This is a genomic window from Sphingobium sp. B7D2B, from assembly GCF_025961895.1.
GTDB lineage: Bacteria > Pseudomonadota > Alphaproteobacteria > Sphingomonadales > Sphingomonadaceae > Sphingobium.
In genome coordinates this window covers 2,011,299-2,036,529 of sequence record NZ_JAOQOM010000001.1, presented here as the reverse complement: position 1 = coordinate 2,036,529, position 25,231 = coordinate 2,011,299, and the positions used below count along the sequence as shown (strand labels likewise).

At 63.2% G+C, this 25,231-nt stretch carries 24 protein-coding genes; 18 read left to right on the top strand and 6 right to left on the bottom strand.

Annotated features, from left to right (window positions below):
• Positions 1–354: 354 nt before the first annotated feature.
• Positions 355–768 (bottom strand): winged helix-turn-helix transcriptional regulator, encoded by a 414-nt coding sequence (locus M2341_RS09315; RefSeq protein ID WP_181559647.1) that lies wholly within the window; start codon positions 766–768, stop codon positions 355–357.
• Positions 769–875: 107 nt separating this feature from the next.
• Here M2341_RS09315 and M2341_RS09310 point away from each other — a divergent pair, with 107 nt between their 5' ends.
• Complete coding sequence (locus M2341_RS09310) at positions 876–1,619, top strand: SDR family oxidoreductase (protein ID WP_264585041.1); 744 nt, start codon at positions 876–878, stop codon at positions 1,617–1,619.
• A gap of 81 nt (positions 1,620–1,700) precedes the next feature.
• Here M2341_RS09310 and M2341_RS09305 read toward each other — a convergent pair whose 3' ends face one another.
• From M2341_RS09305 to ligK, 4 genes are all read right to left on the bottom strand, one after another.
• Complete coding sequence (locus M2341_RS09305) at positions 1,701–3,176, bottom strand: carotenoid oxygenase family protein (protein WP_264585040.1); 1,476 nt, start codon at positions 3,174–3,176, stop codon at positions 1,701–1,703.
• A 58-nt stretch (positions 3,177–3,234) separates the two neighbouring features.
• A complete protein-coding gene (locus M2341_RS09300; protein WP_264570285.1) occupies positions 3,235–4,122 on the bottom strand; it encodes an amidohydrolase family protein in 888 nt (295 codons plus the stop codon).
• A gap of 146 nt (positions 4,123–4,268) precedes the next feature.
• On the bottom strand, positions 4,269–5,321 hold the full coding sequence (locus tag M2341_RS09295) for a 4-oxalomesaconate tautomerase (RefSeq protein ID WP_264575794.1): 1,053 nt from the start codon (positions 5,319–5,321) through the stop codon (positions 4,269–4,271).
• Positions 5,322–5,372: 51 nt separating this feature from the next.
• On the bottom strand, positions 5,373–6,047 hold the full coding sequence (gene ligK / locus M2341_RS09290) for a 4-carboxy-4-hydroxy-2-oxoadipate aldolase/oxaloacetate decarboxylase (RefSeq protein ID WP_319801066.1): 675 nt from the start codon (positions 6,045–6,047) through the stop codon (positions 5,373–5,375).
• A 122-nt stretch (positions 6,048–6,169) separates the two neighbouring features.
• On the opposite strand from ligK, the gene M2341_RS09285 reads away from it, so the two are divergent.
• The 11 genes from M2341_RS09285 to M2341_RS09235 all read left to right on the top strand — a co-directional run bounded on the left by M2341_RS09285 (position 6,170) and on the right by M2341_RS09235 (position 15,714).
• On the top strand, positions 6,170–7,384 hold the full coding sequence (locus M2341_RS09285) for a LysR family transcriptional regulator (protein ID WP_264585038.1): 1,215 nt from the start codon (positions 6,170–6,172) through the stop codon (positions 7,382–7,384).
• A gap of 20 nt (positions 7,385–7,404) precedes the next feature.
• On the top strand, positions 7,405–8,328 hold the full coding sequence (locus M2341_RS09280; protein ID WP_264585037.1) for an NAD(P)-dependent oxidoreductase: 924 nt from the start codon (positions 7,405–7,407) through the stop codon (positions 8,326–8,328).
• 4 nt (positions 8,329–8,332) lie between these two features.
• Complete coding sequence (locus M2341_RS09275; protein ID WP_181559641.1) at positions 8,333–9,358, top strand: amidohydrolase family protein; 1,026 nt, start codon at positions 8,333–8,335, stop codon at positions 9,356–9,358.
• An 11-nt stretch (positions 9,359–9,369) separates the two neighbouring features.
• A complete protein-coding gene (ligA, locus tag M2341_RS09270) occupies positions 9,370–9,789 on the top strand; it encodes a protocatechuate 4,5-dioxygenase subunit alpha (RefSeq protein WP_264585036.1) in 420 nt (139 codons plus the stop codon).
• Between the two features lie 2 nt (positions 9,790–9,791).
• Positions 9,792–10,700 (top strand): class III extradiol dioxygenase subunit beta, encoded by a 909-nt coding sequence (locus M2341_RS09265; RefSeq protein ID WP_181559639.1) that lies wholly within the window; start codon positions 9,792–9,794, stop codon positions 10,698–10,700.
• A 172-nt stretch (positions 10,701–10,872) separates the two neighbouring features.
• The gene (locus M2341_RS09260; protein ID WP_181559638.1) at positions 10,873–11,820 is read left to right on the top strand and encodes a Gfo/Idh/MocA family oxidoreductase; all 948 of its coding nucleotides are present in this window, start codon (positions 10,873–10,875) and stop codon (positions 11,818–11,820) included.
• A gap of 152 nt (positions 11,821–11,972) precedes the next feature.
• Positions 11,973–12,365, top strand: a complete 393-nt coding sequence (locus M2341_RS09255) for a hypothetical protein (RefSeq protein WP_264585035.1) — start codon at positions 11,973–11,975, stop codon at positions 12,363–12,365.
• A gap of 69 nt (positions 12,366–12,434) precedes the next feature.
• Entirely contained in the window at positions 12,435–13,460 is a 1,026-nt protein-coding gene (locus tag M2341_RS09250; protein ID WP_264585034.1) for an aldo/keto reductase, read from the top strand.
• The gene (locus tag M2341_RS09245; RefSeq protein WP_264585033.1) at positions 13,457–13,900 is read left to right on the top strand and encodes a nuclear transport factor 2 family protein; all 444 of its coding nucleotides are present in this window, start codon (positions 13,457–13,459) and stop codon (positions 13,898–13,900) included. The genes M2341_RS09250 and M2341_RS09245 overlap by 4 nt, the downstream gene beginning before the upstream one ends.
• The gene (locus tag M2341_RS09240; protein WP_264585032.1) at positions 13,897–14,355 is read left to right on the top strand and encodes an acyl-CoA thioesterase; all 459 of its coding nucleotides are present in this window, start codon (positions 13,897–13,899) and stop codon (positions 14,353–14,355) included. Before M2341_RS09245 ends, M2341_RS09240 begins: the two co-directional genes overlap by 4 nt.
• Before the next feature lie 99 nt (positions 14,356–14,454).
• Complete coding sequence (locus M2341_RS09235; protein WP_264585031.1) at positions 14,455–15,714, top strand: MFS transporter; 1,260 nt, start codon at positions 14,455–14,457, stop codon at positions 15,712–15,714.
• Between the two features lie 58 nt (positions 15,715–15,772).
• Here the strand turns inward: M2341_RS09235 and M2341_RS09230 are convergent, their stop codons facing one another.
• A complete protein-coding gene (locus M2341_RS09230; protein WP_264585030.1) occupies positions 15,773–16,858 on the bottom strand; it encodes a cobalamin-independent methionine synthase II family protein in 1,086 nt (361 codons plus the stop codon).
• A gap of 357 nt (positions 16,859–17,215) precedes the next feature.
• On the opposite strand from M2341_RS09230, the gene M2341_RS09225 reads away from it, so the two are divergent.
• From M2341_RS09225 to M2341_RS09200, 6 genes are all read left to right on the top strand, one after another.
• Positions 17,216–19,792, top strand: a complete 2,577-nt coding sequence (locus M2341_RS09225; protein ID WP_264585029.1) for a TonB-dependent receptor — start codon at positions 17,216–17,218, stop codon at positions 19,790–19,792.
• A gap of 163 nt (positions 19,793–19,955) precedes the next feature.
• Positions 19,956–20,366 carry a VOC family protein gene (locus tag M2341_RS09220; RefSeq protein WP_264585028.1) on the top strand — a complete coding sequence of 137 codons (411 nt, stop codon included), beginning with the start codon at positions 19,956–19,958 and terminating at the stop codon, positions 20,364–20,366.
• Between the two features lie 29 nt (positions 20,367–20,395).
• A complete protein-coding gene (locus tag M2341_RS09215; protein ID WP_264585027.1) occupies positions 20,396–21,244 on the top strand; it encodes an SDR family NAD(P)-dependent oxidoreductase in 849 nt (282 codons plus the stop codon).
• A gap of 47 nt (positions 21,245–21,291) precedes the next feature.
• Positions 21,292–22,410 (top strand): NAD(P)-dependent alcohol dehydrogenase, encoded by a 1,119-nt coding sequence (locus M2341_RS09210; RefSeq protein WP_264585026.1) that lies wholly within the window; start codon positions 21,292–21,294, stop codon positions 22,408–22,410.
• Positions 22,411–22,641: 231 nt separating this feature from the next.
• Positions 22,642–24,255: a benzoylformate decarboxylase gene (gene mdlC / locus M2341_RS09205; protein ID WP_264585025.1), complete on the top strand. Its 1,614-nt coding sequence runs from the start codon at positions 22,642–22,644 to the stop codon at positions 24,253–24,255.
• A gap of 57 nt (positions 24,256–24,312) precedes the next feature.
• Positions 24,313–25,191 carry a 3-keto-5-aminohexanoate cleavage protein gene (locus M2341_RS09200; protein WP_181559627.1) on the top strand — a complete coding sequence of 293 codons (879 nt, stop codon included), beginning with the start codon at positions 24,313–24,315 and terminating at the stop codon, positions 25,189–25,191.
• Positions 25,192–25,231: the final 40 nt, after the last annotated feature.

Sequence of the window (25,231 nt, the reverse complement as noted above, 5' to 3'; positions counted from 1 at the left end):
CGGCTCAGTGCAGCCTCACATTGCGCGGGTCTTTGCGACCTCTCGCAGAGCATACAGGAGCCGTTTTTTTAGGCTCGTTGATATAGGCAGGAATTCCGGACAGGATCAACTTAAAGGAGACGGCGGCGGCGCGACGGCCGAACTTTTGGTCCCGGCGTGGGACTTATGCATCAGCGCGCTTGTTCAAGAGCGCAGAAACATGTCTCGTTGTGCATCTTGAAGCACGGAGAAGGCGAACGGCCGCCGCGATGGAGGCGGAGGCCGGCTAAGGTCCCAACTTGAATGCGCGAATCGTTGCCGCTGCGTTCGTGAAAGCAGAATGCAGCGAGTTAGCGGTCACCCTACCCGGCTCACTTAACGAGTGCGGGCCTCATCAAATCTCAGGCGAGCGGCGTCGATGTCTTGCAGATGATCCTCCGCCCAGGTCCACACGCCACAAAATGCTTCGCCCAGACTGGCCCCCAGCTCCGTCAGCCGATAATCCACATGAGGAGGCACGACCGGATGCACCGTGCGGTGGACCAGACCGTTGCGCTCCATCTGCCGCAGGGTCTGCGTCAGCATCTTTTGGCTGATGCCGGGCATCTTCTCGAAGATGCGTGTGAAGCGCTGCTCGCCATGGTCATGCAACACCTCGATCAGCAGCATGGTCCATTTGTCCGCGACTTGGCCGATAAGGTCATTGACCAGCGCTTCCACGCGGGGATCGATCTGATCGTAGCGATCGGGGCTGGCTGGCACGCTTGGGCGCTTCGCTTGAGTTGTCATTCACACTCTCTTTCCGGTGAGTATCAATCTTTCCGGTGCCTTCTTTCGTTCTGAAAGCTAGGACTTAAATGAGCAGTCGTCCACCAGCAGAATTTGGAGCAGACGGCATGAAGACCACGGGCAACACCATTCTCATCACCGGCGGCGGCTCGGGTATTGGCCGCGCATTGGCGCGCCATTTCCACGAGCTCGGCAACACGGTGATCGTCGCGGGGCGGACCGCAGCGACATTGGCTGAAACCATCGAGGGTCGCGCGGGCATGCACATGCTCACCGTCGATGCGAGCGATCCGGGAAGCATCGAAGCATTCGCGGCCGAAGCGATCGCCCGCTTCCCGGCGATCAACATCCTATTCAACAATGCCGGCATCATGCAGCGCGAGGATCTGACGCGACGTGGCCACACGACTGTGGCGGAGCAGACCTTCATCACCAATGTGCTGGGGCCGATCCGTCTCACCAATGCCTTGATCGAGCATCTGACGGCGCAGGAAGACGCCGCGATCGTCAACACGACCTCCGGCCTCGCCTTCGTGCCACTGATCGGCACGCCGAGCTACAGCGCGAGCAAGGCGGCCCTGCATAGCTGGACGGTCTCCCTGCGGGAACAGCTGCGCGGCAAGGTGGAGGTGATCGAGCTGGCCCCGCCAGCTGTGCGCACCGAGCTAACCCCGGGACAATCCACGCGGGAAAACTATATGCCGCTCGATGATTATGCTGCGGAAGTGATGGCACTCTTTCAGCAAGTGCCCACGCCCGAGGAAATCCTCGTCGAGAATGTCCGCTTCCTTCGCTCGGCTGAGCGCGAGGGACGGTTTGACGAGACTGTGCGGATGATCAGCACGCTTTGATCGCCAAGTTGGTATGACGAAACATCACCGCCGTCCAAGGGGGCAGGCTCTAACCCCTGCGCCCTCGGGCGTGCGAAAGGATCAGGCCGCTTTCGCCGCCTGATAGGCCGCCATCGGCACCCACCAGCCATGGACCTGAGGCCGCATGCGGGTGGGCACGGGCACCTTGGCGACCGGCCCCGCCGGCAGGTCGCCCGCGTTCCAGATCCACACCGCATGCTCGAACTGGTCCGGCGCGGTCTCATGGTCGACGACGCCGACCAGCCAGCCTTCATGACCGGGCTCGCTCGACGGCACATGCACGGTCTCGCTCATCCCATGCGCCGGCGGCAGATTATAGCCGACGATTGCGCCGGTCTCAAAATCCTTCCGCAGGAGCGCGGTAAACATGGCACCGACGACGCCGCCCATCAGCGGCGGCCCCATGGGCTGCGGGTTCATGCTGCAATACCAGCCCCGCTTATACGGGCGACCCTGATCGGCATCGGCAATACGCGGCATGTCTCCCGGAGGCCCGAGCGGCGTGACCTCCACACCGTCGCTCTCACCCTTCATATCGACTGTCCAGCGCTGAAAACCGCCGCCCAGTTCCCAAGGCTGCACATCGATGCCGCTGTCTGCGCGGATATGCGGGAAGGCGATGGTGTCGGTGATGTGATGATCGATATGGACCTTGCCGTCCGGCGTCTCAAAGGCGTTCATCATGTGGAAGCTGGAGGCGCCCTTCGGTCCCTTGAACCAACGGATCTCGGACACATCGCCATAACGCGGCATCACCCCGATGTGATATTCCAGATCTTGCTGGTGAACCCAGTGCGCGCCCTTCGCCTTCACGCGTTCAAGATCGGCGGTGGTGGGCTGCAGCGGGAAGATCGCGTAGTTCTCGGTGATCACGAAGTCATGGACAAGGCTGCAGAACGGCGCCTCGAACGACTGTTCCTTGACAAGTTTGCCGTCCTTGTCGGTCCACCAATAAGCGATGGTCTTAGAGCAGAGGCCATCCGCCTCATAGCCATAGACGAACATCTCCTTGGTCTCGGGATCGATGCGGACATGGGCCGTCATCGTCTGCGACTTGAGCGCGCCACCGAAATCATAGGCGCCGGTGGTCTCCAGCGTGTGCGGATCGACCTGATGACCCGGCCCATCCTCCTTGGTCATGATGAGCTTGCCCGCATGCCAGACCGGCGTGGTGTTGGAGACGGTCCCCTCCACGCCCTCGGCCGACGCGTCATTGGTGAAGGGGTTGCGATAGCGGCCGAACAGACGCTTGCCGGCGGCGTTCTCGGCCTTCCAGCGCGGGGTCTGGACATATTTGATGTCATAATCGACCGTGCCGTCCTCATTGAAGAGGATGCGGCTGATCATGCCATCATCGGAGAGCGCGGTATCGGGCTGGAAGAACGGCTCGAACTGCGGATCGGGCACTGCCCGGAAGAAAGCGCCGCGCACATCCGCCGGAATGGTGCCCTCGGATGCCGTGAGGCCCTTGAGCGAAACTTCCTGACGGACTGGCGTGTTGAGGCCCATATAGTCCGGCGTTGCGGGAAACGGCATTCTTCTCTCCAGTCAGCTTGCGGTTTCGGGCCTGTTTGGTCTCTCGTTATCGAACTGGCTATGACCCAGCGCGAAGTTCTTCAGGCCAGTATAGACGCATCGGGTTGGTCACCAGCATCTTGCGCTGCAACGCTTCCGTCGGCGCGATGCGTGGGATCATGTCCACAAGCAAGCCATCGTCCGGGATGGCATCCTGCATGTTGGGGTGCGGCCAGTCGGTGCCCCAGATGACCCGATCCTGATAATCGGCGACCAGCGGCGCGACGGCATTGGCAAAATCATTCCAAGGCGCACCGGCGGGATCGAGCCGGTCCGGGCAGGTCGCCTTGAACCAGATGTCATCGCGACTATCGAGCAGGTTGCGGAAGGCCTTCATGTCAGCACCGTCCGGTCCCTGGCGTACATCGGGCCGGCCCATATGGTCGATCACCAGCGGCACCGGGATCGCATCCATGAACGGGCGCAGTTCTTCGAGAATGTCCGCCTCGAAATAGATGACCACATGCCAGCCCTCCGGCAGTCGGCTCGCGACCTCGAGGAACTTGTCCTTGGGAGCATCGTCGACCAGGCGCTTGAGGAAGTTGAAGCGGATGCCGCGCATGCCGCCGGCGTGCAGCGCCTCAAGCTCGGCCTCGCTGATCGCGGGATCGACCACGGCGACACCGCGCGCCTTCCCGTCAGAAACGGCAATGCCGTTCAGGGTCGCGGCATTGTCGGTGCCATGGCAACTCGCCTGGACGATCACATTGCGGGAAAAGCCCAGATGATCGCGCAGGGCAAAGAGCATGTCCGGGCCTGCATCCTGCGGCAGATATTTGGCCTTCGCGCTGAACGGGAACTGCGCCATCGGCCCGAACACGTGGCAATGCGCATCCACGGCGCCCGGCGGCGGCGTGTAGGCGGGCTTGCTCGGGTTGCTATGCCAGGAAAGGATGCGGTCGGTCATCTCATTGGTTCCGTTCGGGCTGGGCCTGTCGAAGCCCGGTTCTCACTTTCCGTTCGATTGTTCCAGATGAAACAGCCCTTTGACAAGTTCAGGGCGAACGGACTTGTTCTGAGGTGCAGGGAGCCTGCCATAGACGCAGGGGATGTTCAGCCGAACACCACCCCGTCCATCAGCTTGCGGGCGGTGCGCAACATGCCGGCTTCCACCGGCTGTCCGTCAGCGTCCACGGTCACGACGCATTCGGTGACGCCGGTCGGATGCTCGACCCCCAGCGTCTTCGTCGCACCCTCGGGCACCTTGGCGACGGAGGCGGCGGGAGAGCCTTCGATAAGGCATGCCGTCGCCACGCTCACCGCACCCAACACCCCGATGGAGGCATGGACACGATGCGGGATGAGCGAACGCACGGTAACGGCCCCACCCTCGCGCGGCGGCGCCACCAGCATCATCTTGGGGACGGACTTTTCGGTTACGTCGCCAAGGTTCATCATCTCACCGACCTTGAGGCGGATGGCCTCGACCTTCGCCTTCATCTCGTTATTGGCGTCAAGCGTGTCACGATCCTCATAGCCGGTCACGCCGACGTCGCTGGCAAGCATGACGACGCAGGGCATCCCATTGTCGATCATCGTCACCTTGATGCCATTGATCTCGTCGACGCCATTGCCCGTCGGCAGCAGGGCGCCGCAGGATGAGCCAGCGGTATCGCGGAACAACAGCGGAATGGGCGCCGATGTACCCGGCACGCCACTGATCGAGGCGTCACCATCATAGCGAACCTGGCCGCCGGGCGTCTGCACCGTGGCGACGGCGACCTGGCCGGTATTCTCCATGAAGATGGCGACGCGGGTTTCATCGCCGGTTGGCTGCACGAGACCGCGCTCAATGGCGAACGGACCGATGCCCGCGAGGATATTGCCGCAATTCTGCGCGTCGGTGACAATCGCCTGATCGACGAACACTTGCAGGAAGAGATAATCGACATCGACCCCTTCGCGGCTCGATTTCCTGACCACGCCAACCTTGCTGGTCAGCGGATCGGCGCCACCCATGCCGTCGATCTGGCGCGGATCGGGCGAGCCCATGACGCGCAGGAGGAAGGCATCGCGGGCGGCGGTATCCGTGGGCAGATCGTCTGCCAGGAAATAGCCGCCCTTGGAGGTGCCGCCACGCATCCACATGCAGGTAATGCCGTCCATCACAGCCTCCCGTTCGAAGCGAACTGAGATGCATTCCGAGGCCGACGTGCCTCACACATATTTCAGGCCTTCCTTCTCCAGGCGCTCGCGCATCTTGTACATGTCGAGGCCCAGCACGCCGGAGGCCAGCTTCTCGCGCTTCTCGCCTTCATTGGCTTCCCGCGCACGGGCCGCTTCCAGCACCTTGGCGGCGTTGGCGCGGAGGACGACGCACACGCCGTCATCATCAGCGACGATCACATCGCCCGGATTGACCAGCGCATTGGCGCAGACCACCGGGATGTTCACGCTGCCCAGGGTGTTCTTGACCGTGCCCTGCGCGTAGACCGCCTTGGACCAGACCGGGAAGTTCATCTCCGTGAGGTCGCGCACATCGCGCACGCCGGCATCGATGATCAGGCCGCGGCAGCCGCGGGCTTGCGCCGAGGTCGCCAGCAGATCACCGAAATAGCCGTCCTCGCAGGGGCTGGTCGGCGCCAGCAGCAGCACATCGCCGGCCTTCAACTGCTCGATGGCGACATGCACCATCCAGTTGTCGCCCGGAGGCGCGCTGATCGTCACCGCACTGCCCGCGATCCGCGCGCCGGCATAGATTGGCCGCATATAGCTTGCCAGCAAGCCCGTGCGGCCCTGCGCTTCATGAACCGTCGCAACACCGCACGCCGCCAGACCGTCAATCACCTCAGGATCAGCACGCTCGATATTCTGTACGACCACACCCATGATTGCTCCTCTCGATCAACATTAACTGGCAACAGCCTTGCTCCCGTATAGAATAGGGGAACGGCGTCCGGTCAATCCACCCCGAACTTTGCGCAGATCATAAGCATCTGCTAAGTCTGGCCCTCATGGCATCGGGCCTCTCACCCTTTTCGTTTAATCTGCGCCACCTCGCCGCCGTTGCGGCGGTGACGCACAAGGGAAGCGTGTCCGCCGCCGCGAGCACGCTCCATCTGACCCAGCCCGCCGTGACGCAAGCCATTGCCCGCGTCGAGAGCATCATGGACGTGCAGCTATTCGAGCGGCGCACGGACGGCATGACGCCCCTCCCTCCTGCGATGGCGCTGGCTGAGCGCGTTGAGCAAGCCGCCGAAATGATCGGCTCGCGGCGGGTGACCATGGCGCAATTGCGGGCTTTCCTCGCCGTCGCGGATAGCGGAAGCTATGCGGCTGCAGCGGCGCATAGCGGCCTCTCGCAGCCGACCCTGCATCGCGCCATTGGCGATCTGTCGCTGATCCTCCGGCGGTCGCTCGTCGAGCGGCGCGGACGGGGGATCGCGCTGACCGACGCGGGCCGGCGCACCGCCCGCAATTTCCGCCTCGCCCGGACAGAGCTGGAAGCAGGCCTCGACGAAGCCCTGGGCCAATCCGGCGGCGTGCCGGCGCGGATCACCATCGGGGCGATGCCGCTCTCCCGCGCTCGGGTGCTGCCGCGCGCGCTGGCAAGGTTCAACACCGCATTTCCGGCCATAGAGATCGTGATCGTCGAAGGATCGCATGGCGAACTGGCGGAATCCCTGCGCGACGGCAGCATCGACATGATGGTCGGCGCCATGCGCGATCCGCCACCCGGCCCGGACCTCATGCAGCGCCCCCTGTTCGAGGATGAGGTGATTATCATCGCGCGGGCCGGTCATCCTGAGGCCGGTCCGGCACGGGATCGCCCGTTGAGCGATCTCGCGCGCTATGCCTGGATCTTGCCGTCGCCCGGCGCGCCCCTGCGGGCGCGCTTCGACGAGATGTTCCGCACGGCCGGACTTGCCCCACCGCCCGTGCCGATCGAATGCGGGTCGGTGATGATGATCCGCGAAATCCTGATGCAAACCGACTTCCTGACCCTGCTCTCGCCCGATCAGGTCTCGGTCGAGCAGGAGGCGGGCTGGCTCGTCTCGCTTGGCGCCCCGCCCGGGGGCTTCTCTCGCGCGGTCGCGCTCACCACCCGGGCGCAGTGGCGACCGGCCCCGGCACAAGCAGCCTTCATTGCCGAGCTGGACCGGGCCGCGACGGAACCATTCGCTTCTGCTTATGGCACGGAGCGGGAACAAATTTGCGATTCTGATTGATAGGCGGCACAGCGTCGATCATGAGCGGGAGAATTGCCCTTATCGGCTTTGGGGAAGCGGGCCGGACCTTCGCCGGTGCTGCCGGATGGCGCAGCGACGCGCGCGCATTCGACCTCAAGGCAATCGAACCGCAGACGGCCGGCCCGATCCGCGCCGCTTACACCGAAACGGGCGTCACGGGCTGCGAGTCCCTGGCGGACGCGCTAGCCGGCGCGGAAATGATCCTGAGCCTCGTCACCGCCGATCAGACCGAGGCGGCAGCGGCCGCGGCCGCGCGGCACCTGCCCCCCGGTGCGCTGTTTTTCGACATGAATTCCGTGTCGCCGGGCGCCAAGCAGCGCAATGCTGCGGCGATCGAGCAGGCTGGCGGGCGTTACGTCGATGTAGCGGTCATGTCGCCCGTGCAGCCCGCCGCGATGACTGTGCCGCTGCTGATCAGCGGCCCGCACGCTGCGCAGGGCGAAGCGGCTTTGCATGCGATCGGCTTCAGCAAGGTTGCGATTGCGGGCGATCAGGTCGGCGGCGCCAGCGCGACGAAGATGGTCCGTTCTGTCATGATCAAGGGCATCGAGGCGCTGACGGCAGAGATGATCCTGGCGGCCCGTCGCGCTGGCGTGACCGAGAATGTGCTGGGCTCACTCGGCGGAGACTGGCCCGAAAAGATCGATTATAATCTCGACCGCATGCTCGCCCACGGCACGCGCCGCGCTGCCGAGATGGACGAGGTGGTCGTGACGCTTACCGAGCTGGGCATCGAACCGGCCATGACACGCGGGACAGTGACACGCCAGCGGGCGATGGGCGCCTTGCTCGGTTCGGTCGAGATGCCGCAGGGGCTTGAGGCAAAGCTGGCCTTTCTGGATGCCATGCATCCCGAAATGATCGCGAAGCCCGTGTCCGCTGCGCAGCCCAAAATTACAGAAACAGAAAAGTCTGGAAGGTGACGGAATGACGATGATCATCGACTGCCATGGCCACTATACCGTGCTGCCCAAGGCGCATGATGAGTGGCGCGAGCAGCAGAAGGCGGCGTTCAAGAATGGCACGCCCTGCCCGCCCTATCCCGAGATTTCTGACGACGACATTCGCGAGACCATCGAGCAGAACCAGTTGCGCCTCATCAAGGAGCGCGGCGCGGACATGACGATCTTCTCGCCCCGCGCCTCGGCCATGGCGCCGCATGTCGGCGATCAGTCGGTGGCGGTCCCGTGGGCGCAGGCTTGCAACAACCTGATTGCCCGCGTGGTTGACCTCTATCCCGAGACCTTCGCTGGCGTGTGCATGTTGCCGCAGTCGCCAGAGGCGGACATGACCAGCTCGATCGCCGAGCTGGATCGCTGCGTTAACGAGCTGGGCTTCATCGGCTGCAACCTGAACCCGGATGCGAGCGGTGGCCACTTCAAGCAGCCGCCGTTGACCGACAAATTCTGGTATCCCTTCTACGAGAAGATGGTCGAACTGGACGTCCCGGCGATGATCCACGTCTCGGGCAGCTGCAATCCCGCGATGCACGCGACGGGTGCTTATTATCTGGCGGCCGATACGATCGCCTTCATGCAGCTGCTGCAGGGCAATCTGTTCGCCGATTTCCCGACGCTGCGCTTCATCATCCCGCATGGCGGCGGCGCGGTGCCCTATCACTGGGGCCGGTTCCGGGGCCTCGCGGACATGCTCAAGCAGCCCAGCCTTGATACGCTGCTGATGAACAACGTGTTCTTCGACACCTGCGTGTATCACCAGCCCGGCATCAACCTGCTGGCGGACGTGATCGACAACAAGAACATCCTGTTCGGTAGCGAGATGGTCGGTGCCGTGCGTGGGATCGACCCGACCACAGGTCATTATTTCGACGATACGAAGCGCTATATCGATGCGCTCGACATTTCTGACGAGGAGCGTCACGCGATTTTTGAGGGCAATACCCGCCGCGTCTTCCCGCGTCTCGACGCCAAGCTGAACGCCCGCGGGCTCTAAGAGAGGATATCATGACCGAGAAGAAAGAGAGAATCGACGTTCACGCCTATCTTGCCGAGTTTGACGACATTCCCGGCACCCGCGTGTTCACCGCCCAGCGCGCGCGCCGGGGCTACAATCTCAATCAGTTCGCGATGAGCCTGATGAAGGCCGAGAATCGCGAGCGGTTCAAGGCGGACCAGAGCGCCTATCTCGACGAGTGGAACCTGACGCCCGCCGCCAAGGCGGCCGTGCTGGCCCGCGACTACAATGCCATGATCGACGAGGGCGGGAATGTTTACTTCCTCTCCAAGCTCTTCTCGACCGATGGCAAGAGCTTCCAGTTCGCTGCCGGATCGATGACCGGCATGACGCAGGAAGAATATGCACAGATGATGATCGACGGTGGTCGTTCGCCTGAGGGCGTGCGCTCGATCAAGGGAGGATTTTGATCATGGCACGCGTTACCACGGGCATTACGTCCAGCCACATTCCCGCGCTCGGCGCGGCAATGCAGACCAAGACCAGCGACAACGATTATTGGGGTCCGGTCTTCAAGGGCTACGAGCCGATCCGGGAGTGGATCAAGCAGCCGGGCAACACCCCCGACGTTGTGATCCTGGTCTATAACGACCACGCCTCGGCGTTCGACATGAACATCATCCCGACCTTCGCGATTGGCTGCGCCGAGAGCTTCAAGCCGGCGGACGAAGGCTGGGGCCCGCGTCCCGTGCCCGACGTGAAGGGCCATCCGGACCTCGCCTGGCACATCGCCCAGAGCCTGATCCTGGACGAATTCGACATGACCATCATGAACCAGATGGACGTCGACCATGGCTGCACCGTGCCGCTCTCGATGATCTTCGGGGAGCCGGAAGAGTGGCCGTGCAAGGTCATCCCCTTCCCGGTCAACGTGGTCACCTATCCGCCGCCATCGGGCAAGCGCTGCTTCAGCCTGGGCGACAGCATCCGCGCCGCGGTCGAGAGCTTCCCGGAAGACCTCAATGTTCACGTCTGGGGCACCGGCGGCATGAGCCACCAGCTTCAGGGGCCGCGCGCCGGCCTGATCAACAAGGAGTTCGACCTGAACTTCATCGACAAGCTGATCAGCGATCCGGCAGAGCTGAGCAAGATGCCGCACATCCAGTATCTGCGCGAGAGCGGATCGGAAGGCATCGAGCTGGTCATGTGGCTGATCATGCGCGGCGCGCTGCCGGAGAAGGTGCGTGACCTCTACACCTTCTACCACATCCCGGCCTCCAACACCGCGCTCGGCGCGATGATCCTGCAGCCGGAAGAAACGGCCGGAGCGCCGCTGGAACCGCGCAAGGTCATGAGCGGCCACAGCATGGCGAAAGCCTGACACGCGCAAAGGCCCCTCCTCTTCAGAGGAGGGGTTGGGGTGGTGCTGGTCATCACCCCATTTGAAGTGACTTCGGGGGCATTGAGCCCCCGCCGTTCGTTTAGATACCTCTCACCCACCCCTTGCCCCTCCCTTGAAAGGGAGGGGTTAGCTGGAGAAAGGACTCCCCCTCATGAGAATCGCACTCGCAGGCGCCGGCGCATTCGGCGAAAAGCATCTCGACGGCCTCAAGAACATCGATGGCGTGGAGATCGTATCGATCATCAGCCGCCGTGCCGAGCAGGCCGCCGAAGTCGCCGCCAAATATGGCGCGAAGCACAGCGGCACCGAACTGGACGAAGCGCTTGCACGTGATGACGTGGACGCGGTGATCCTCTGCACGCCCACGCAGATGCACGCCCAGCAGGCCATTGCCTGCATGAAGGCGGGCAAGCATGTGCAGGTGGAAATCCCCCTGTCGGACAGCTGGGCCGACGCCCAGGCGGTCATCGACACGCAGAAGGAAACCGGACTCGTCTGCATGGTCGGCCACACCCGCCGCTTCAACCCGAGCCACCAGTATATCCATAACAAGATTACGGCGGGCGAACTCGCGATCCAGCAGATGGACGTGCAGACCTATTTCTTCCGCCGCAAGAACATGAATGCCAAGGGCGAGGCTCGCTCCTGGACGGACCATCTGCTGTGGCACCACGCCGCGCACACGGTCGACCTGTTCGCCTATCAGGCCGGCAAGATCGTGCAGGCCAATGCCGTGCAAGGCCCGATGCACCCGGAGCTGGGCATCGCGATGGACATGTCCATCCAGCTCAAGAGCGAGAGCGGCGCGATCTGCACCCTCTCCCTCTCGTTCAACAATGATGGGCCGCTCGGCACCTTCTTCCGCTACATTTGCGACAATGGCACCTGGATCGCGCGCTATGACGATCTGGTGACCGGCAAGGAAGAGCCTGTGGACCTGAGCGGCGTCGCCGTCTCCAGCAACGGCATTGAACTGCAGGACCGCGAGTTCATCGCCGCGATCCGCGAGGGCCGCGAGCCCAACAGCTCCGTCGCACAGGTGCTCGATTGCTATCGCGTGCTCGGCGATCTGGAAGTTCAGCTCAACAAGGCCGGCTGATAAAGACTGGCGGTGTGCGGCCTGTTTCGCGGCTGCACACCGCTTCATTTCCGGCGACGCTCAATCATCGGCGTCATGCCCGTAGTCATTTCTCAAGCTTTGCCGTTTAAGGCGCCGCTCTACCGTCAGACCATAGGCGGCGGGAGAGATGCATGTCAGTGGCGACCGGGCTAAGTTCAGATCTCGCGGACCTGCTGCGCGCGTTTTCTGCCACCGAAACTGAAATCGTGCAGTTAGGCACGATCGCGCAAGCGGCGCGGATGCATGAATTGCTCCAGCTCCGTCGGCAGTTCGTCGAGCAATTCGGGCTGGTAAGCGCCGCGCTCCAGCGCGAACCCATCCTGCTCGCCTCGCCAGCACTGATGACGCAAGCCATGCGCCTGCTGGCGGCTTTCCGCTCACGCAATGCCATCAATCAGGCGGACTGGCCGGTCATCCGTGTCCGGGACGATCCCATCGCCTATCGCGAGGCGTCCCAGCATGTGAAGGATGCGTCCCGGGACTTCTGGGACTGGATCGAAACCGCCGTCGGCTTTCGGCGATAAAGCACGCAATCCTCGCCAAAAGCGCCGCGAGGATTGATTTTTGATGCCCGGGGCGACACAAGCCGGGCCATGACTTCGCCATCGACACCCCTCCCCACCCGCCGCATCGCGGACATGGCCGTCTCCGCCATCAGTCTGGGCTGCATGAACCTCTCTCACGCTTATGACGCCCCTCCGAGCGAGGAGGAAGGCGCGCGCCTGCTCAATCATGCGCTCGACATCGGCGTGACGCATCTCGACAGCGCAGCGCTGTATGGCGGTGGCAAGAATGAGGGCCTGATTGCCCGCGCTGTCGGCCATCGCCGCAAGGACTTCGTACTGTCGAGCAAGTGCGTGCTCGATCTGATCGATGGCGAGCGTGTGCTGGACGGGCGGCCGGAGACGATCACCGGATCGCTGGAACGCTCGCTCAAGCGGCTCGATACCGATTTTATCGATCTCTATTATATGCACCGGCTCGATCGGAACGTGCCGATCGAAGACTCGATGGGCGCTCTGCTACGCGCGAAGGAAGTCGGCAAAATCGGCGCTATCGGCCTGTCCGAAATGTCGGCGGCGAGCATCCGCCGCGCGCACGCCGTGCATCCGGTCGCCGCCATCCAGTCCGAATATTCTCCCTGGGTGCGCAATCCGGAAGTCGCTGTGCTGGACGCCTGCCGGGAACTCGGCATCGCCTTCGTCGCCTTCTCGCCCGTCGCGCGCGGCATGCTCGCCGGCGCCATCAGCAGCATCGATTTCAAGGCCGGCGACATCCGTATCCCGATGCCGCGCTTTCAGGAACCCAATTTCAGCCACAATCTCAAGCTTGCCCAACGATTCAATGCGGTCGCGGACGACCTCGGCATCACGCCTGCCCAGCTCAGTCTGGCCTGGGTGCTGGCACGCGCGCCGGAGATCATCGCCATTCCCGGCACGCGCTCCATCGCGCATCTTGAGGAGAATGTGAAAGCGGCCTCCATCGCCCTCGCACCGGAATCCATCGCGGCCGTGGACGCAATTTTTGCGCCTGGCGCGGTTGCCGGCGCGCGTTATCCCGCACCGGTGCAGAAGCAGATCGATACCGAATTGCTGCCTGAAGAGGCGGACGCGGCATGAGCGTGACACTGGACGACGCGACGCGGCGGGCGATCGAGTGGGACTGCACCACGCTCATCAATCGTTACACGCTGCTGAACGATGCCGCCGATTGGGATGCCGTCGCGGCCCTCTACACCGAGGATGGCCAGATGGCCCGGCCGAGCGCACCGGATCAGCCCATCAAGGGACGTGACGCCATTCTTGCGACCTTCAAGAGCCGGCCGGCCCGTGCGGCGCGCCATGTGGTTTCCAACGTGGTCGTGGACGTCGTAAGCGAGACCGAAGCGACGGCGCTGTCGGTCATCGTGCTGTATCAGGGCGTCGCGAGCGACACTGGCGGGCTGCCTGTGCGCGATCCCAAGGGGCCGCTGATCGGAACCTATACCGATCGCCTGCGCAAGACGCCGGAGGGATGGCGCTTTGCAGAACGGCGCGGCGGTCTGGATTTCGCGGCATGACCGGCGCCCCTGCATCGCAGCCGGATGACTTCCAGGCGTTCCTCTCCCGACCCTATCGCATCGAATGGGGCCATTGCGACCCGGCGGGCATCGTCTATGCGCCGCGCTTCCTCGAGATGTTCGGCGAGAGCACGATCATGCTGTTCGAGAAGGCGCTTGGTGTTCGCAAGCGGGACATGCTGAAAACCCAGGGCGTAGTCGGCTTTCCGATGGTTGATGTGTCGGCTAAGTTCCAGCGCCCCGCCGCCTATGGCGACGATGTTGTGCTGGAGGTGGAAGCGCCCGATTTCGGCAATTCCAGCTTCACCATTCGCCATCGCCTGCTCAAGGACGGCCATGTCTGCGTAAGCGGCACGGAAAAGCGGGTCTGGACCGTGCGGGACAGCGAGCGCCCGGGCGGGATGCGCGCCGAGCGCGTGCCCGATGACATTCGGGCCCGGTTCGCTCTGCCCTGAGCGTGATGCCGCCGACCTATCGAGGGCGCACAGCCATTCGATAGAGGGCTATCCATTTGCCAAAGCCTGCGCCATGATGCCCTCATAACAAGAGGACTCATGGAGGGGCCTATGGTGATGGGGGAAGCGGGCACGCCGCGTCTGCGTAGCGGCGGCTATCAGGCTTGGCTGGTCGGACTGCTCAGCCTGAATTTCGGCATCGTCTTTTTCGATCGGCAGGCACTTAACGTGCTGATGCCATTCGTCCAGCCCGAGCTCGGGTTGTCCAATGCGCAGATCGGTCTGCTCGCCGGCGGCCTCTCCTTTACCTGGGCCATTGCCGCCTTCGCCATCGGGCGCCTGTCGGACACGATCGGCAATCGCAAGCTGCTGCTCGTCGGCGCGACGCTCGGCTTCTCGCTCTGTTGCTTTCTCAGCGGCATGGCGACAAGCTTCCTCTTTATGCTGTGCGCACGGATGCTGATGGGTGCGGCGGAGGGCGGGGTGATGCCGATCAGCCACGCCATGGTCGCCAGCGAAGTCGATCCGCGCCGTCGCGGCCTTGCGCAGGGGATCGCCCAGAATTTCGGGTCCAACCTGCTGGGATCGTTTCTTGCGCCGGTCTTGCTCGTGTGGTTCGGCCTGGAGTTCGGGTGGCGCAACGCCTTTTTCCTCGCATCCATTCCCGGCATCATCTGTGCCTTGCTGATCTGGTTCACGCTGGAAGAGCCGGCCGCTCCTGCTCGGCCGCAGGCACAAGATGGCGAAGCGCAAGGTGTCCTCAGCGTGTTGCGGACTCGCAATGTGCTGGTCTGCGTGCTGCTAGGCGTGCTGATGGTCAGCTATTTCGTCATCTGCCTGACCTTCCTGCCGATCTACCTCACCAGCGTCAGAAGCTACACGCCGACGGAAATGAGCTGGCTGATCGCAACCCTGGGCATTTCCGCGACTATCGGCAGCTTCGCGATCTCGGGCCTGTCGGATTGGATCGGGCGGCGACCCGTCATGATCGCCATGCCCCTCCTCGGCATCATCCTGCCGCTGGGCGCGCTCTATTGGAGCGGGTCGATCTGGGGGCTGGTCCCGATCTTCTTCTTTGGTTGGGGCCTGAACGGGATCTTCCCATTGTTTATGGCAACCGTCCCATCCGAAAGCGTCGATCCGCGCCAAGCCGCGACCGCGCTGGGTCTCACCATGGGATCGGCGGAAATTCTTGGCGGGGTCTTCGCGCCTTCGCTGGCCGGTGTAGCGGCGGACGCGACCAGCCTTGCCGCGCCCTTATGGATCATGGTGGTGCTGGCGATCCTCGGCGGGATCGTGGCGATTTTCCTCACCGAAACCGCCCCCTCGCAACGCGCCAGGATGGCGGCCGCGCCCTGACAGGATCGGATGCCGGGCCACGCATCTGAACAGCGCGGCCCGGCGTGGAGCTTTTAAGTCAGGCCGGCACGCTCGCGAGGCGCTTGGCTGCAATATCGGCGCCTTCGCGCAGGGCCTGCAGCTTCTTCCACGTGACGGCGGGATCGATCTTGCCGTAGCCGGCAAAGGTACCAAAACCGCAATCCGTGCTGCCGATCACGCGCTCAGCGCCGACGATGCCCGCAAAGCGCTCGATCCGCTGGGCGACCAACTCGGGATGCTCGACATAGTTCGAGCAGCTATCGATGAGGCCCGGGGCCAGCACGAGATCGTCGGGCAACTTCGCATCCCGCCACACGGTCCACTCATGCTCGTGGCGCGGATTGGCCGATTCAAATAGCACCACGCCGGGGCGGGCCCGCAGGATCGTCGGCAGCACCTTGGCAAGATCGATGTCGCAATCATGCGGGCCTTCATAATTGCCCCAGCAGATGTGCATCCGCAGCCGGTCGCGGGGGAGGCCTTCGGTGGCGGCATTCAGCGCCTCGACATTGGCCTCGGCAATCTTCACGAACTCCGCATCGCTCACGTCCTGATAGCCGGTGTGGCGGGACATGGCGAGGTCGGGGCAATCGAGCTGCAGGTCGAAGCCCGCATCGATGATCGCCTGATATTCGGGGCGCATGGCCGTCACCAGATCCGCGAGATAGGCCTCGTGGCTGGGATAATAGGCATTGGGCTGGAAGGCCGTGATCAGGCCGGGCGACGCGGCATTCATGAAGCCGCGTGCGCCCTTGCCCTGCGCCTTGAGCGCCTGATCGAAACGGCGAATGTCGTCATGGCAGGGCTGCAGGTTCTTGAGCTTCACCGGTGCGATGCACGAGGCGCGGGTGAATTCCTGATCGCCCATGATCGCGGCGAGCTTCTTGCGCAGCTCCGGCAAGGGCGCGAGGTCGAGCGCCGGCTTTCGATCGGTGTGGCCGCCAAAGCCCTCCAGACGCTCGATGATATAGGTGGAATAACCGACCTTACCGAGTTCGCCATCGGACACGATGCTGACTCCGGCCTCGACCTGCTTGGCAACGGCATCGTCGATGGCCTGCTGCACAACCGTCTCGAACTGCGCGGCATCATAGGGCTCGCCATGATCCTTCGCGAGCAGCAAGGGAACAAGCTCAGGCCCGCGCGGCAGACTTCCGACATGTGTCGTTGCGATCACAGTACTCAACCCTTTCTTCAATTCAACGCTATGCCGCCGCCCCTCGCACGACCGATGCAATCAGGCAAGCCCGAGAGAGGTCGGGCCAAAAACGCAAGGCTTACCGCCATTTGCGGAGACAGTCATTGTTGACAATATCCAATTATGTCTCAGCATCACCCGGGCAGCCGCCCGGCCCGCCGCTGTTCACACTATTGCACATATTGCTGGTGCCAAACCCTCATGTTATGCCGCCGCCACGCCGTTGCATGTCCGCTACGAGACATGAAAATCAGCAACGGCAACATGGAGAGGAGATTGCCCATGCGCAGATTTTGCGCGCGATCCGTTGCGTCCTATGCCCTGGCTTGTGCGTTAGCCGCACCGGTTTATGCCCAGAGCGGCGAACAGCCCCAAAGTACCCAGAACACGGACGTTACCGGCGATATCATCGTCACCGCCCAGTTCCGCGAGACACGGCTTCAGGATACGCCGATCGCCATCACGGCGGTCAACGCCGCCCTCCTGGAGCAGCGCGGACAGACCAGCATTGCCGACATCGCCAACCAGTCGCCCAACGTGACCTTGCGGCCACAACCGCAAAATGGCGGCGCCGGCCTCATCGCCTTCATCCGCGGCGTGGGGCAGACCGACTTCAACTATGCCCTCGACCCCGGCGTGGGCGTCTATATTGATGATGTCTACATTCCGACCCTCTCCAGCTCGCTGCTGGACCTCATGGATCTGGACCGGGTGGAGATCCTTCGCGGCCCGCAGGGGACGCTTGCGGGCAAGAATTCGATCGGCGGCGCTATCAAGTTGTTCAGTGCCAAGCCCGATGGCTCTGGCGGCGGCACGCTCGAGGCCACCTACGGCTCCTACAATCGTCTCGATCTGCGCGGCATGGCCGACTTCGCTGTGACGGACAATCTGTTCGTCCGCCTATCTGGCGCCGCGAAGAGCCGCGATGGCTACCTCAAACTTCTGGATTATGGCGCGACCCACCCCGGCTCAAACGTGCCGGCCAGCAACAATCGGGGCGCCGACCCCGTTGTCGGGACGCAGGGCGGCCAGTCCTATGTCGCCGGGCGGATCGCTCTGCGCTGGCTGCCGACGGATGCGCTCGAAGTGAACCTGTCGGGGGACTATACGTCGGATAAGTCGGAGCCGGCGCCAACCGTCCTAGTCGCGGCCGGTCTGCCGGGGCCGACCTCGACCAACCCCAATCCGTTCAACCCGGCCATCCCCAACCCCGGCACGAATGCCAACGGCGGTGCCTGGCTGCCGGGCAAGAATGGCAGTCCCGTGCCAGTAGGCTGCGCCTTCGTGCCTTATGGGGTCTATGGCTGCGATTCCCTGGCCAGCTCGGCCTATGGCGGTGACCGCCGCTTCATCAGCTACGCCAATTTCGTCGATGGAATGCTGCCCACGTCCCAGTCCCCCTACAAGCCCTACACGGCCTTGCAGAACCAGGACTTCAAGGGCTGGGGTATTCACGGCAATGTGACGTGGACGTTGAGCGACAGCGTCAATGTCGTGTGGATTTCCTCCTATCGCCAATATCAGTCGAACTTCGGGCAGGATCAGGACGCGACCCCTGTGCCCGTCGCGCAACTGGATAACCAGCTCAACCATCATGCCTGGAGCCAGGAACTCCGCCTGAACGGCAAGGTCGGCACGTTCGCCGACTTCACCCTCGGCGGCTTCTACTTCGATCAGAAAGGCACCTACTCCGCCCGTGTCGACCTGAACTATGCCGGCATCGACTTCCTGCACGGTCCCGACACCACGCCGTCCACCTCGAAAGCGCTGTTTGCCAATGGCGTAATCCGGCCGTTGGAAGGATGGAGCATCTCGGGCGGTCTGCGCTACACGCGTGATGAAAAGACCTACACCTACTTCCGCCGCAACCCGGACGGTACGGTTCCGTTCGGCAACTGGACGCCGGCGCAATTGCCGTCCCTCCCGATCTGCGAGTTCTTCCAGGGCGCACCGACCGCAGGACCGACCGGCATCGGCAACACGCCCAACTGCCTGCTCTCCGGCCTCTACAATGTCAGCGACAGCTTCAAGGGCGATCGTTGGGACTGGCGGATCTCCACCGACTTCCGTTTCTCGCCGGAACTGCTGGTTTATGGTTCGGTCGCTACCGGCTTCAAAGGTGGCGGCGTCAACCCTCGGCCGTTCTTCGGGCCGTCGGCGGGTTCATGCACGGCACCGGGCTATGTCGCTCCGGCACCCTGCAACCAGCTCGGCAGTTTCAACCCGGAAACGCTCACCACCTATGAGCTGGGGTTCAAGTCCGACCTGTTCGATCGGCGCGTGCGGCTGAACGGCGCGGTGTTTCTGAACAAATATAATGACATGATCCTCACGCTCTCGGCCTGCCCGTCCGTGCCGTGCCTCAAGCCAACCAATGTCGGCAAGGCGGACGTCAAGGGCTTCGAGCTGGAAACGACCATTCATCCGTTCGCGGGCTTCACCATCGATGGCAGCCTGAGCTACATCAACTTCCAGTATAAGGAAGTCGGCACGTCCGGCATTTCACTGGATGCGGTGACGCCTTACACGCCGGAATGGACCTACAGCTTCGGCCTGCAATATGATCACGAGATCACGCCCGGCACGGTGAGCGTACGGTTCGATGGCTCCTATCAGTCCGATGTCTTCACCGAGACATCCAACTCCGAATGGAGCCGGGTCGAGGGCAACTTCCTCGCCAATGGGCGCCTCTCCTTCACCACGACGGACAAGGACTGGCGTGTCTCGCTGGAAGTGCAGAACATGTTCAACAAATATTATTTCCTGACCAAGAGCGATGTCAGCGCGTCGCTTGGCGTCGTGACGGGCGTGCCTGCGCCATTGCGGACCTGGGCGGTCTCCGTGCGCCGCAGTTTCTGACCGCTTCGTCAAGCGAGCGGATCGGGAGGGGCGCACCGTCGCCTCTCCCGATCTTATTGTGCGCACAATCGCCGCACAAAAAGGTCGGAAGCGGTTGCGCCGCAGATACTTTGGACACTATCAATAAGCCGACCGCCTGCCTTCCCACGAACAGGACTCGTACATGCTCATCAAACGGCTCGACCACGTCAACATCCGCACCCGTGAACTGCCGCCGGTGGTGGCGTTTTACCGCGACATTCTGCTGTTGGAGGAGCGCGATCCGCCGTCCAATCTGGACCGGACGATGGTGCGGTGGATGTACGATCACAAGGACGATCCGATCGTCCACATCAGCACGCCCGGCGCGCTGTCCGAACATGGGGTTTATGACAATATCACCGGGACGACGGGCGGCCTCGATCATGTCGCCTTCCAGTGCGTCGGCCTCGGTCCGCTGATCGAGCGGCTCGAGGCGCATGGCGTGCCCTGGCGGGAGAATCGGGTCGAGGTGATCAAGATGACACAGGTCTTCCTGCACGATCCCACGGGCGTGCAGATCGAACTGAACGTGTTCGACGAAGACCCGGCCTGAACGCGCCTAACCGGAGAGGACCGCACAGAATGACCGACGCCGGCACGGGACAGCCGCCCAAGGCACTCGAGCAGTTCGACATTGCGGGGCGCAGTGCGCTCGTGACAGGCGCCGCCTCCGGCATCGGCCTCGCTTATGCCGAGGCGATGGCGGAAGCCGGAGCACGGGTCACGCTGACGGATGTCGATGGTGCCGCCGCCGAGCGGGAAGCAGCACGCCTGCGCGCGCAAGGCTATGAGGTGCGCGCCGACCAGCTCGATGTCTCCGACCGTGCCCGCACCACCCAGGTGTTCGATGCGCACGAGGCTGCTTATGGCGGACTGGACATCGCCTTTGCCAGTGCCGGCCTTGGGATCGGCCCCGGCTTCTGGAAGCCAGAAGGCGGCCGCGACCCGCAGGGCCAGATCGACACCTACGATCCGGCGCTCTGGGACCGGATCATCGCGATCAACCTGACCGGCGCCTACAATACGATGCGCGATGCTGCGCGGCTGATGAAGAAGAGCGGCAAAGGCGGCTCGATCATCGCGACTTCATCCAACGCCGCCGTGATCTGCGAGCCGATTGTGCCGATGCCCTATATGCCGTCCAAGGCCGGGGTCAGCCACATGGTGCGCCACCTCGCGCTGGAGCTGGGGGCCTATCAGATCCGCGTCAACGCCATCTTGCCCGGGCCTTTCGTGACGAACATCGCGGACGGATCGCTCAAGGATCCCGTGGTCCGCAAGGCGTGGGATGACGCGACCTTGATGGGGCGGATTGCCGAGACATATCAGATCAAGCCGCTGGCGTTGTTCCTTGCCTCCGATGCATCGAGCTATGTAACCGGGGCGCAAATGATGATCGATGGCGGCATGTCGCTCGGCCGGCTCGGCTGAGCAATATCGCGCCGCCTCAAGCCAAGACCAGAACAGGAGTGACACGCATGACCACATCAGCACAGGCCGCCATCTGCAAGGGCGGTGAAGCGCCGTTCGCGATCGAAGCCGTGATGCTTGACGAGCCCCGCGCTGACGAGGTGCTGGTGCGCATCCACGCCTGCGGCATCTGCCACACCGATATGGCCGCACGCGATGGGCAGCTCCCGACCCCGCTCCCCATGGTGCTGGGCCATGAAGGCGCCGGCGTGGTCGAGAAGGTCGGGTCCGAGGTGACGCATGTGAAGCCCGGTGACCGGGTGCTGATGAGCTTCAACAGCTGCGGCACCTGCCCGAGCTGTGAAGTCGACAAGCCCACTTATTGCTACAATTTCGTGCCCGAGAACTGGATCGGCACGAGGCCGGACGGCAGCCACACGCTGCATCGCGATGGCGAGGGCGTGAATGCGAATTTCTTTGGCCAGTCTTCCTTCGCCACTCACGCCATCGGCCATGCCCGCAACGTCGTGAAGGTGCCCGAAAGCGCCGCCCATGTACCCCTCTCGACCCTCGCGCCGCTCGGCTGCGGTTTCATGACCGGCGCCGGTGCCGTGCTGCGCAGCATGAAGGTGCGCGCCGGCATGCCCATCGCCGTCTTCGGCACGGGCGCTGTCGGCCTCGGCGCGATCATGGCCGCCAAGATCGCGGGCGCGAACCCGATCATTGCCGTCGACATCCACGATAATCGCCTCGCGCTGGCCCGCGAACTGGGCGCAACCCACACGATCAACGGCAAAACCAGCAATGCGGAGGAGGAAATCCGCAAACTCTGCCCGCAGGGTCTGGGCTATGCGTTCGATACGACGGGTCTGAAGGCGATCATCGAGAGCGCCGCCGGACTGATTGCGCCGCTTGGCATCGTCGGCATCGTCGGTGCATCCGACCCCGCCGCCAATCTGACACTCAACGAGTCAGCCTTCATGGGTGGCGGCAAGCGGCTGATGGGAATCCTGGGTGGCGATTCCGATCTGTTCGGCTTCCTGCCCGAGTTGATCGACCATCATCTTGCGGGTCGTTTCCCGCATGACCGGCTCATCAAGACCTTCCCGTTCGCGCAGATCGATGAAGCCTTCCATGCCGGCGAGAGCGGCGCGGTGGTGAAGCCCGTCCTTGTGATGGATGCCTGACCGGTGGCCTGATCCTCGACAAGCCGCGCCCGTTCTTCTTCGGGTGTGGCTTGGATCGGCCATGCGGTGACGAGCTAGCGTTGCCGCTTCCATCTTTTGCTGAACATGTTAATTACTTTGCGTGGGCTGACGGCCCTGCCGCAGGCGCGATTATGCGTTCGCGTATGTGATAATTTCATATATAGAGAGAATGACAATGACGGCAGCAACAAACATCATGGGAGCGGCGGCATGACGGCGCGGGGTCTGGCAGTCGAGAAGCCCAAGGCAGTCGAAGGGCCGACGGTGCGCGATGCCGTGATGAGCCTGCTGCGCGATCTCGGCATGACGACATTATTCGGCAATCCCGGCTCGACTGAGCTGCCGTTGTTCCGCGACATGCCACAGGATTTCCAATATGTCCTGGGCCTGCAGGAAAGCGTCGTCGTCGGTATGGCGGACGGCTTCGCGCAAATGAGCGGCAATGCTGCGTTTGTTAACCTGCATTCCTCTGCCGGCACGGGCCATGCGCTTGGCAACATCTTCACCGCGTTCCGTAACCAGACGCCGCTGGTGATCACCGCAGGGCAGCAGGCCCGCAGCATCTTCCCCTACGACCCGTTCCTCTATGCCGAGCGCGCCACGGAGTTTCCGCAACCCTTCGTCAAATGGACCTGCGAGCCTGCGCGCGCCGAGGATGTGCCGTTGGCCATCCTGCGCGCTTATCATATGGCGATGCAGGCGCCGCGCGGTCCGGTGTTCGTCTCGGTGCCCATCGACGATTGGGATCGCGCCTGCCAGCCGATCAGTGTCTCGACTGTCTCTCAGGAGTCGATGGCGTCCCCTGCCCTGATCGGTGCCGCAGCGGATGCACTGAACGCCGCGAAATCCCCGGTGATCGTTGCCGGCGCAGGCGTGGGTCGCGAAAATGCGCGCGCCGCGCTCCATGCCTTGGCGACCGCGCATCAGGCACCGGTCTGGGTCGCGCCAATGGCTGCCCGCGCCGTGTTCCCGGAAGACGATGCCCTGTTCGCAGGCTTCCTCCCGGCTTCGCGTGAAGCCATTGTGGGCGCGCTGGATGGCCATGATCTCGTGCTGGTGCTGGGCGCGCCGGTCTTCACTTATCATGTCGAGGGCTTCGGCCCTTATGTGCCGGAGGGCGCGCAGATCATCCAGATTGTCGATGATCCAGCCACGGCCGCTCGTACGCCTGTCGGCACGGCCATCGTCGGCAATGTCGCCGACGCGATCGCGCGCCTTAATGCTGCATCCAATGCTGCACCCCGGACGCCTCTCGCACCGTCCGCGAGCCATGCCGCTGAAAGCCCCGATGGCGCCGCCATTTTCGAGCCCTATCTGATGCAGCGCCTTGATGCCCTGCGTCCCAAGGGCATCATCATCAGCGAGGAAGCGCCGAGCACGCGCGGACCGCTGCACGATCATTTCCCGATCCGGCTCGAGGATGAGTTCATGGCCACCGCCAGCGGCGGGCTGGGCTTTGCGCTGCCTGCGGCCGTCGGCGCAGCGCTCGCGCAGCCAAACCGCACGGTGCTGTGCCTGCTAGGCGATGGGTCGTCCATGTATTCGATCCAGGGTCTCTGGACGGCGGGCGACCTCAAGCTCGACGTGCGTTTCCTCATCGTCAACAACGGTGGCTATGCAGCGCTCGATCAATTCGGCGCGCTGTTCGACATCGAGGTGGTTGGCAGCAAATTGCCGGGCATCGATTTTGTGAAGCTCGGTGAGAGCATGGGCGTGCCCGGCGCGCGCGTTTCCGATCCTGCAGCGCTGGACGGCGCGATCCGGGATCTATTTGCCGGCAGCGGCCCCCGCTTGTTGGAAGTCATGGTGGAGCGGGCGCGCTGAGGCTTATGCTGCGCGCAGCATGAGCGGCGAGCGCCGGTGTCCGATAGGAGAGAATAAATGAGCAAGACTTTCATTACCTGCGCGATCACCGGCGCATCGCCGATGCCCAAGCATCCCAACTTTCCCTTCCGCCCCGAGCATGTGGCGCAGGAAGCGCTCGACGCGGCCGAGGCCGGCGCGTCGATCATCCATGTCCATGTCCGCAATGGCGAAGATGGCACGCCGAGCCAGGAGATGGACGACTATCGCAAGGTCGTGAGCCTCATCCGGGAAAAGAACACGGACGTGATCCTTAATGTCACCACCGGCCCGGGCTGCATGTGGTTTCCCAAAAGCGCCGAGGAGCCGGCGATGCCGGACCTCGAAAAGACCCTGATGTTCACGGCGGAGCGGCGCATCGAGCACATTCTCGACCTCAAGCCCGACATGTGCACGCTCGATATCTGCACCATGAACCTGTGGGGCGGCATCGCCATGAATCTGGAGATGATCGTCGGTAAGATGGGCACCATGTTGCAGGATGCCGGCGTGCTGACCGAGATCGAATGCTTCGAGGCCGGCGATTTCGTCTTCGCGGACGATCTGATGGCCAAGGGCCTCATTCCAAAGAATGCACCCTTCACCTTCGTCCTCGGCACCAAATATGGTCTGCCCGCGACGCCGGAGGCGATGATGTATTCCAAGAACCAGATTCCGCGCGGTGCGCCTTTCACCGGCTTTGGCATTTCCCGCCACAGCTTCCCCATGGCGGCGCAGTCCGTGTTGCTGGGCGGGCATATGCGCGTCGGGTTCGAGGATACCATCTACCTGCGCAAGGGCGTGCTGGCGCAGAGCAATGCCGATCTGGTTCGGCAGGGCGTCGAAATTCTCGAGAAGATCGGCGGTGAGCTTGCCACGCCGGGTGAGACCCGGCAGATGCTCGGGCTTAAGCAGTGAGGCGGGCACAATAGGGCAGGCCCACCGACGGCTATTGGGG

Excerpts from the sequence above, each read along its gene's own strand:
- M2341_RS09225 (WP_264585029.1), top strand. The coding sequence starts at position 17,216 with ATGCGCAGATTTTGCGCGCGATCCGTTGCGTCCTATGCCCTGGCTTGT.
- M2341_RS09265 (WP_181559639.1), top strand. The coding sequence starts at position 9,792 with ATGGCACGCGTTACCACGGGCATTACGTCCAGCCACATTCCCGCGCTC.
- M2341_RS09260 (WP_181559638.1), top strand. The coding sequence starts at position 10,873 with ATGAGAATCGCACTCGCAGGCGCCGGCGCATTCGGCGAAAAGCATCTC.
- M2341_RS09235 (WP_264585031.1), top strand. The coding sequence starts at position 14,455 with ATGGAGGGGCCTATGGTGATGGGGGAAGCGGGCACGCCGCGTCTGCGT.
- M2341_RS09300 (WP_264570285.1), bottom strand. The coding sequence starts at position 4,122 with ATGACCGACCGCATCCTTTCCTGGCATAGCAACCCGAGCAAGCCCGCC.
- mdlC (WP_264585025.1), top strand. The coding sequence starts at position 22,642 with ATGACGGCGCGGGGTCTGGCAGTCGAGAAGCCCAAGGCAGTCGAAGGG.
- ligA (WP_264585036.1), top strand. The coding sequence starts at position 9,370 with ATGACCGAGAAGAAAGAGAGAATCGACGTTCACGCCTATCTTGCCGAG.
- M2341_RS09200 (WP_181559627.1), top strand. The coding sequence starts at position 24,313 with ATGAGCAAGACTTTCATTACCTGCGCGATCACCGGCGCATCGCCGATG.
- M2341_RS09315 (WP_181559647.1), bottom strand. The coding sequence starts at position 768 with ATGACAACTCAAGCGAAGCGCCCAAGCGTGCCAGCCAGCCCCGATCGC.
- M2341_RS09295 (WP_264575794.1), bottom strand. The coding sequence starts at position 5,321 with ATGGACGGCATTACCTGCATGTGGATGCGTGGCGGCACCTCCAAGGGC.
- M2341_RS09210 (WP_264585026.1), top strand. The coding sequence starts at position 21,292 with ATGACCACATCAGCACAGGCCGCCATCTGCAAGGGCGGTGAAGCGCCG.
- M2341_RS09215 (WP_264585027.1), top strand. The coding sequence starts at position 20,396 with ATGACCGACGCCGGCACGGGACAGCCGCCCAAGGCACTCGAGCAGTTC.
- M2341_RS09240 (WP_264585032.1), top strand. The coding sequence starts at position 13,897 with ATGACCGGCGCCCCTGCATCGCAGCCGGATGACTTCCAGGCGTTCCTC.
- M2341_RS09220 (WP_264585028.1), top strand. The coding sequence starts at position 19,956 with ATGCTCATCAAACGGCTCGACCACGTCAACATCCGCACCCGTGAACTG.
- M2341_RS09310 (WP_264585041.1), top strand. The coding sequence starts at position 876 with ATGAAGACCACGGGCAACACCATTCTCATCACCGGCGGCGGCTCGGGT.
- M2341_RS09285 (WP_264585038.1), top strand. The coding sequence starts at position 6,170 with ATGGCATCGGGCCTCTCACCCTTTTCGTTTAATCTGCGCCACCTCGCC.
- M2341_RS09280 (WP_264585037.1), top strand. The coding sequence starts at position 7,405 with ATGAGCGGGAGAATTGCCCTTATCGGCTTTGGGGAAGCGGGCCGGACC.
- M2341_RS09305 (WP_264585040.1), bottom strand. The coding sequence starts at position 3,176 with ATGCCGTTTCCCGCAACGCCGGACTATATGGGCCTCAACACGCCAGTC.
- M2341_RS09245 (WP_264585033.1), top strand. The coding sequence starts at position 13,457 with ATGAGCGTGACACTGGACGACGCGACGCGGCGGGCGATCGAGTGGGAC.
- M2341_RS09250 (WP_264585034.1), top strand. The coding sequence starts at position 12,435 with ATGACTTCGCCATCGACACCCCTCCCCACCCGCCGCATCGCGGACATG.
- M2341_RS09255 (WP_264585035.1), top strand. The coding sequence starts at position 11,973 with ATGTCAGTGGCGACCGGGCTAAGTTCAGATCTCGCGGACCTGCTGCGC.
- M2341_RS09275 (WP_181559641.1), top strand. The coding sequence starts at position 8,333 with ATGACGATGATCATCGACTGCCATGGCCACTATACCGTGCTGCCCAAG.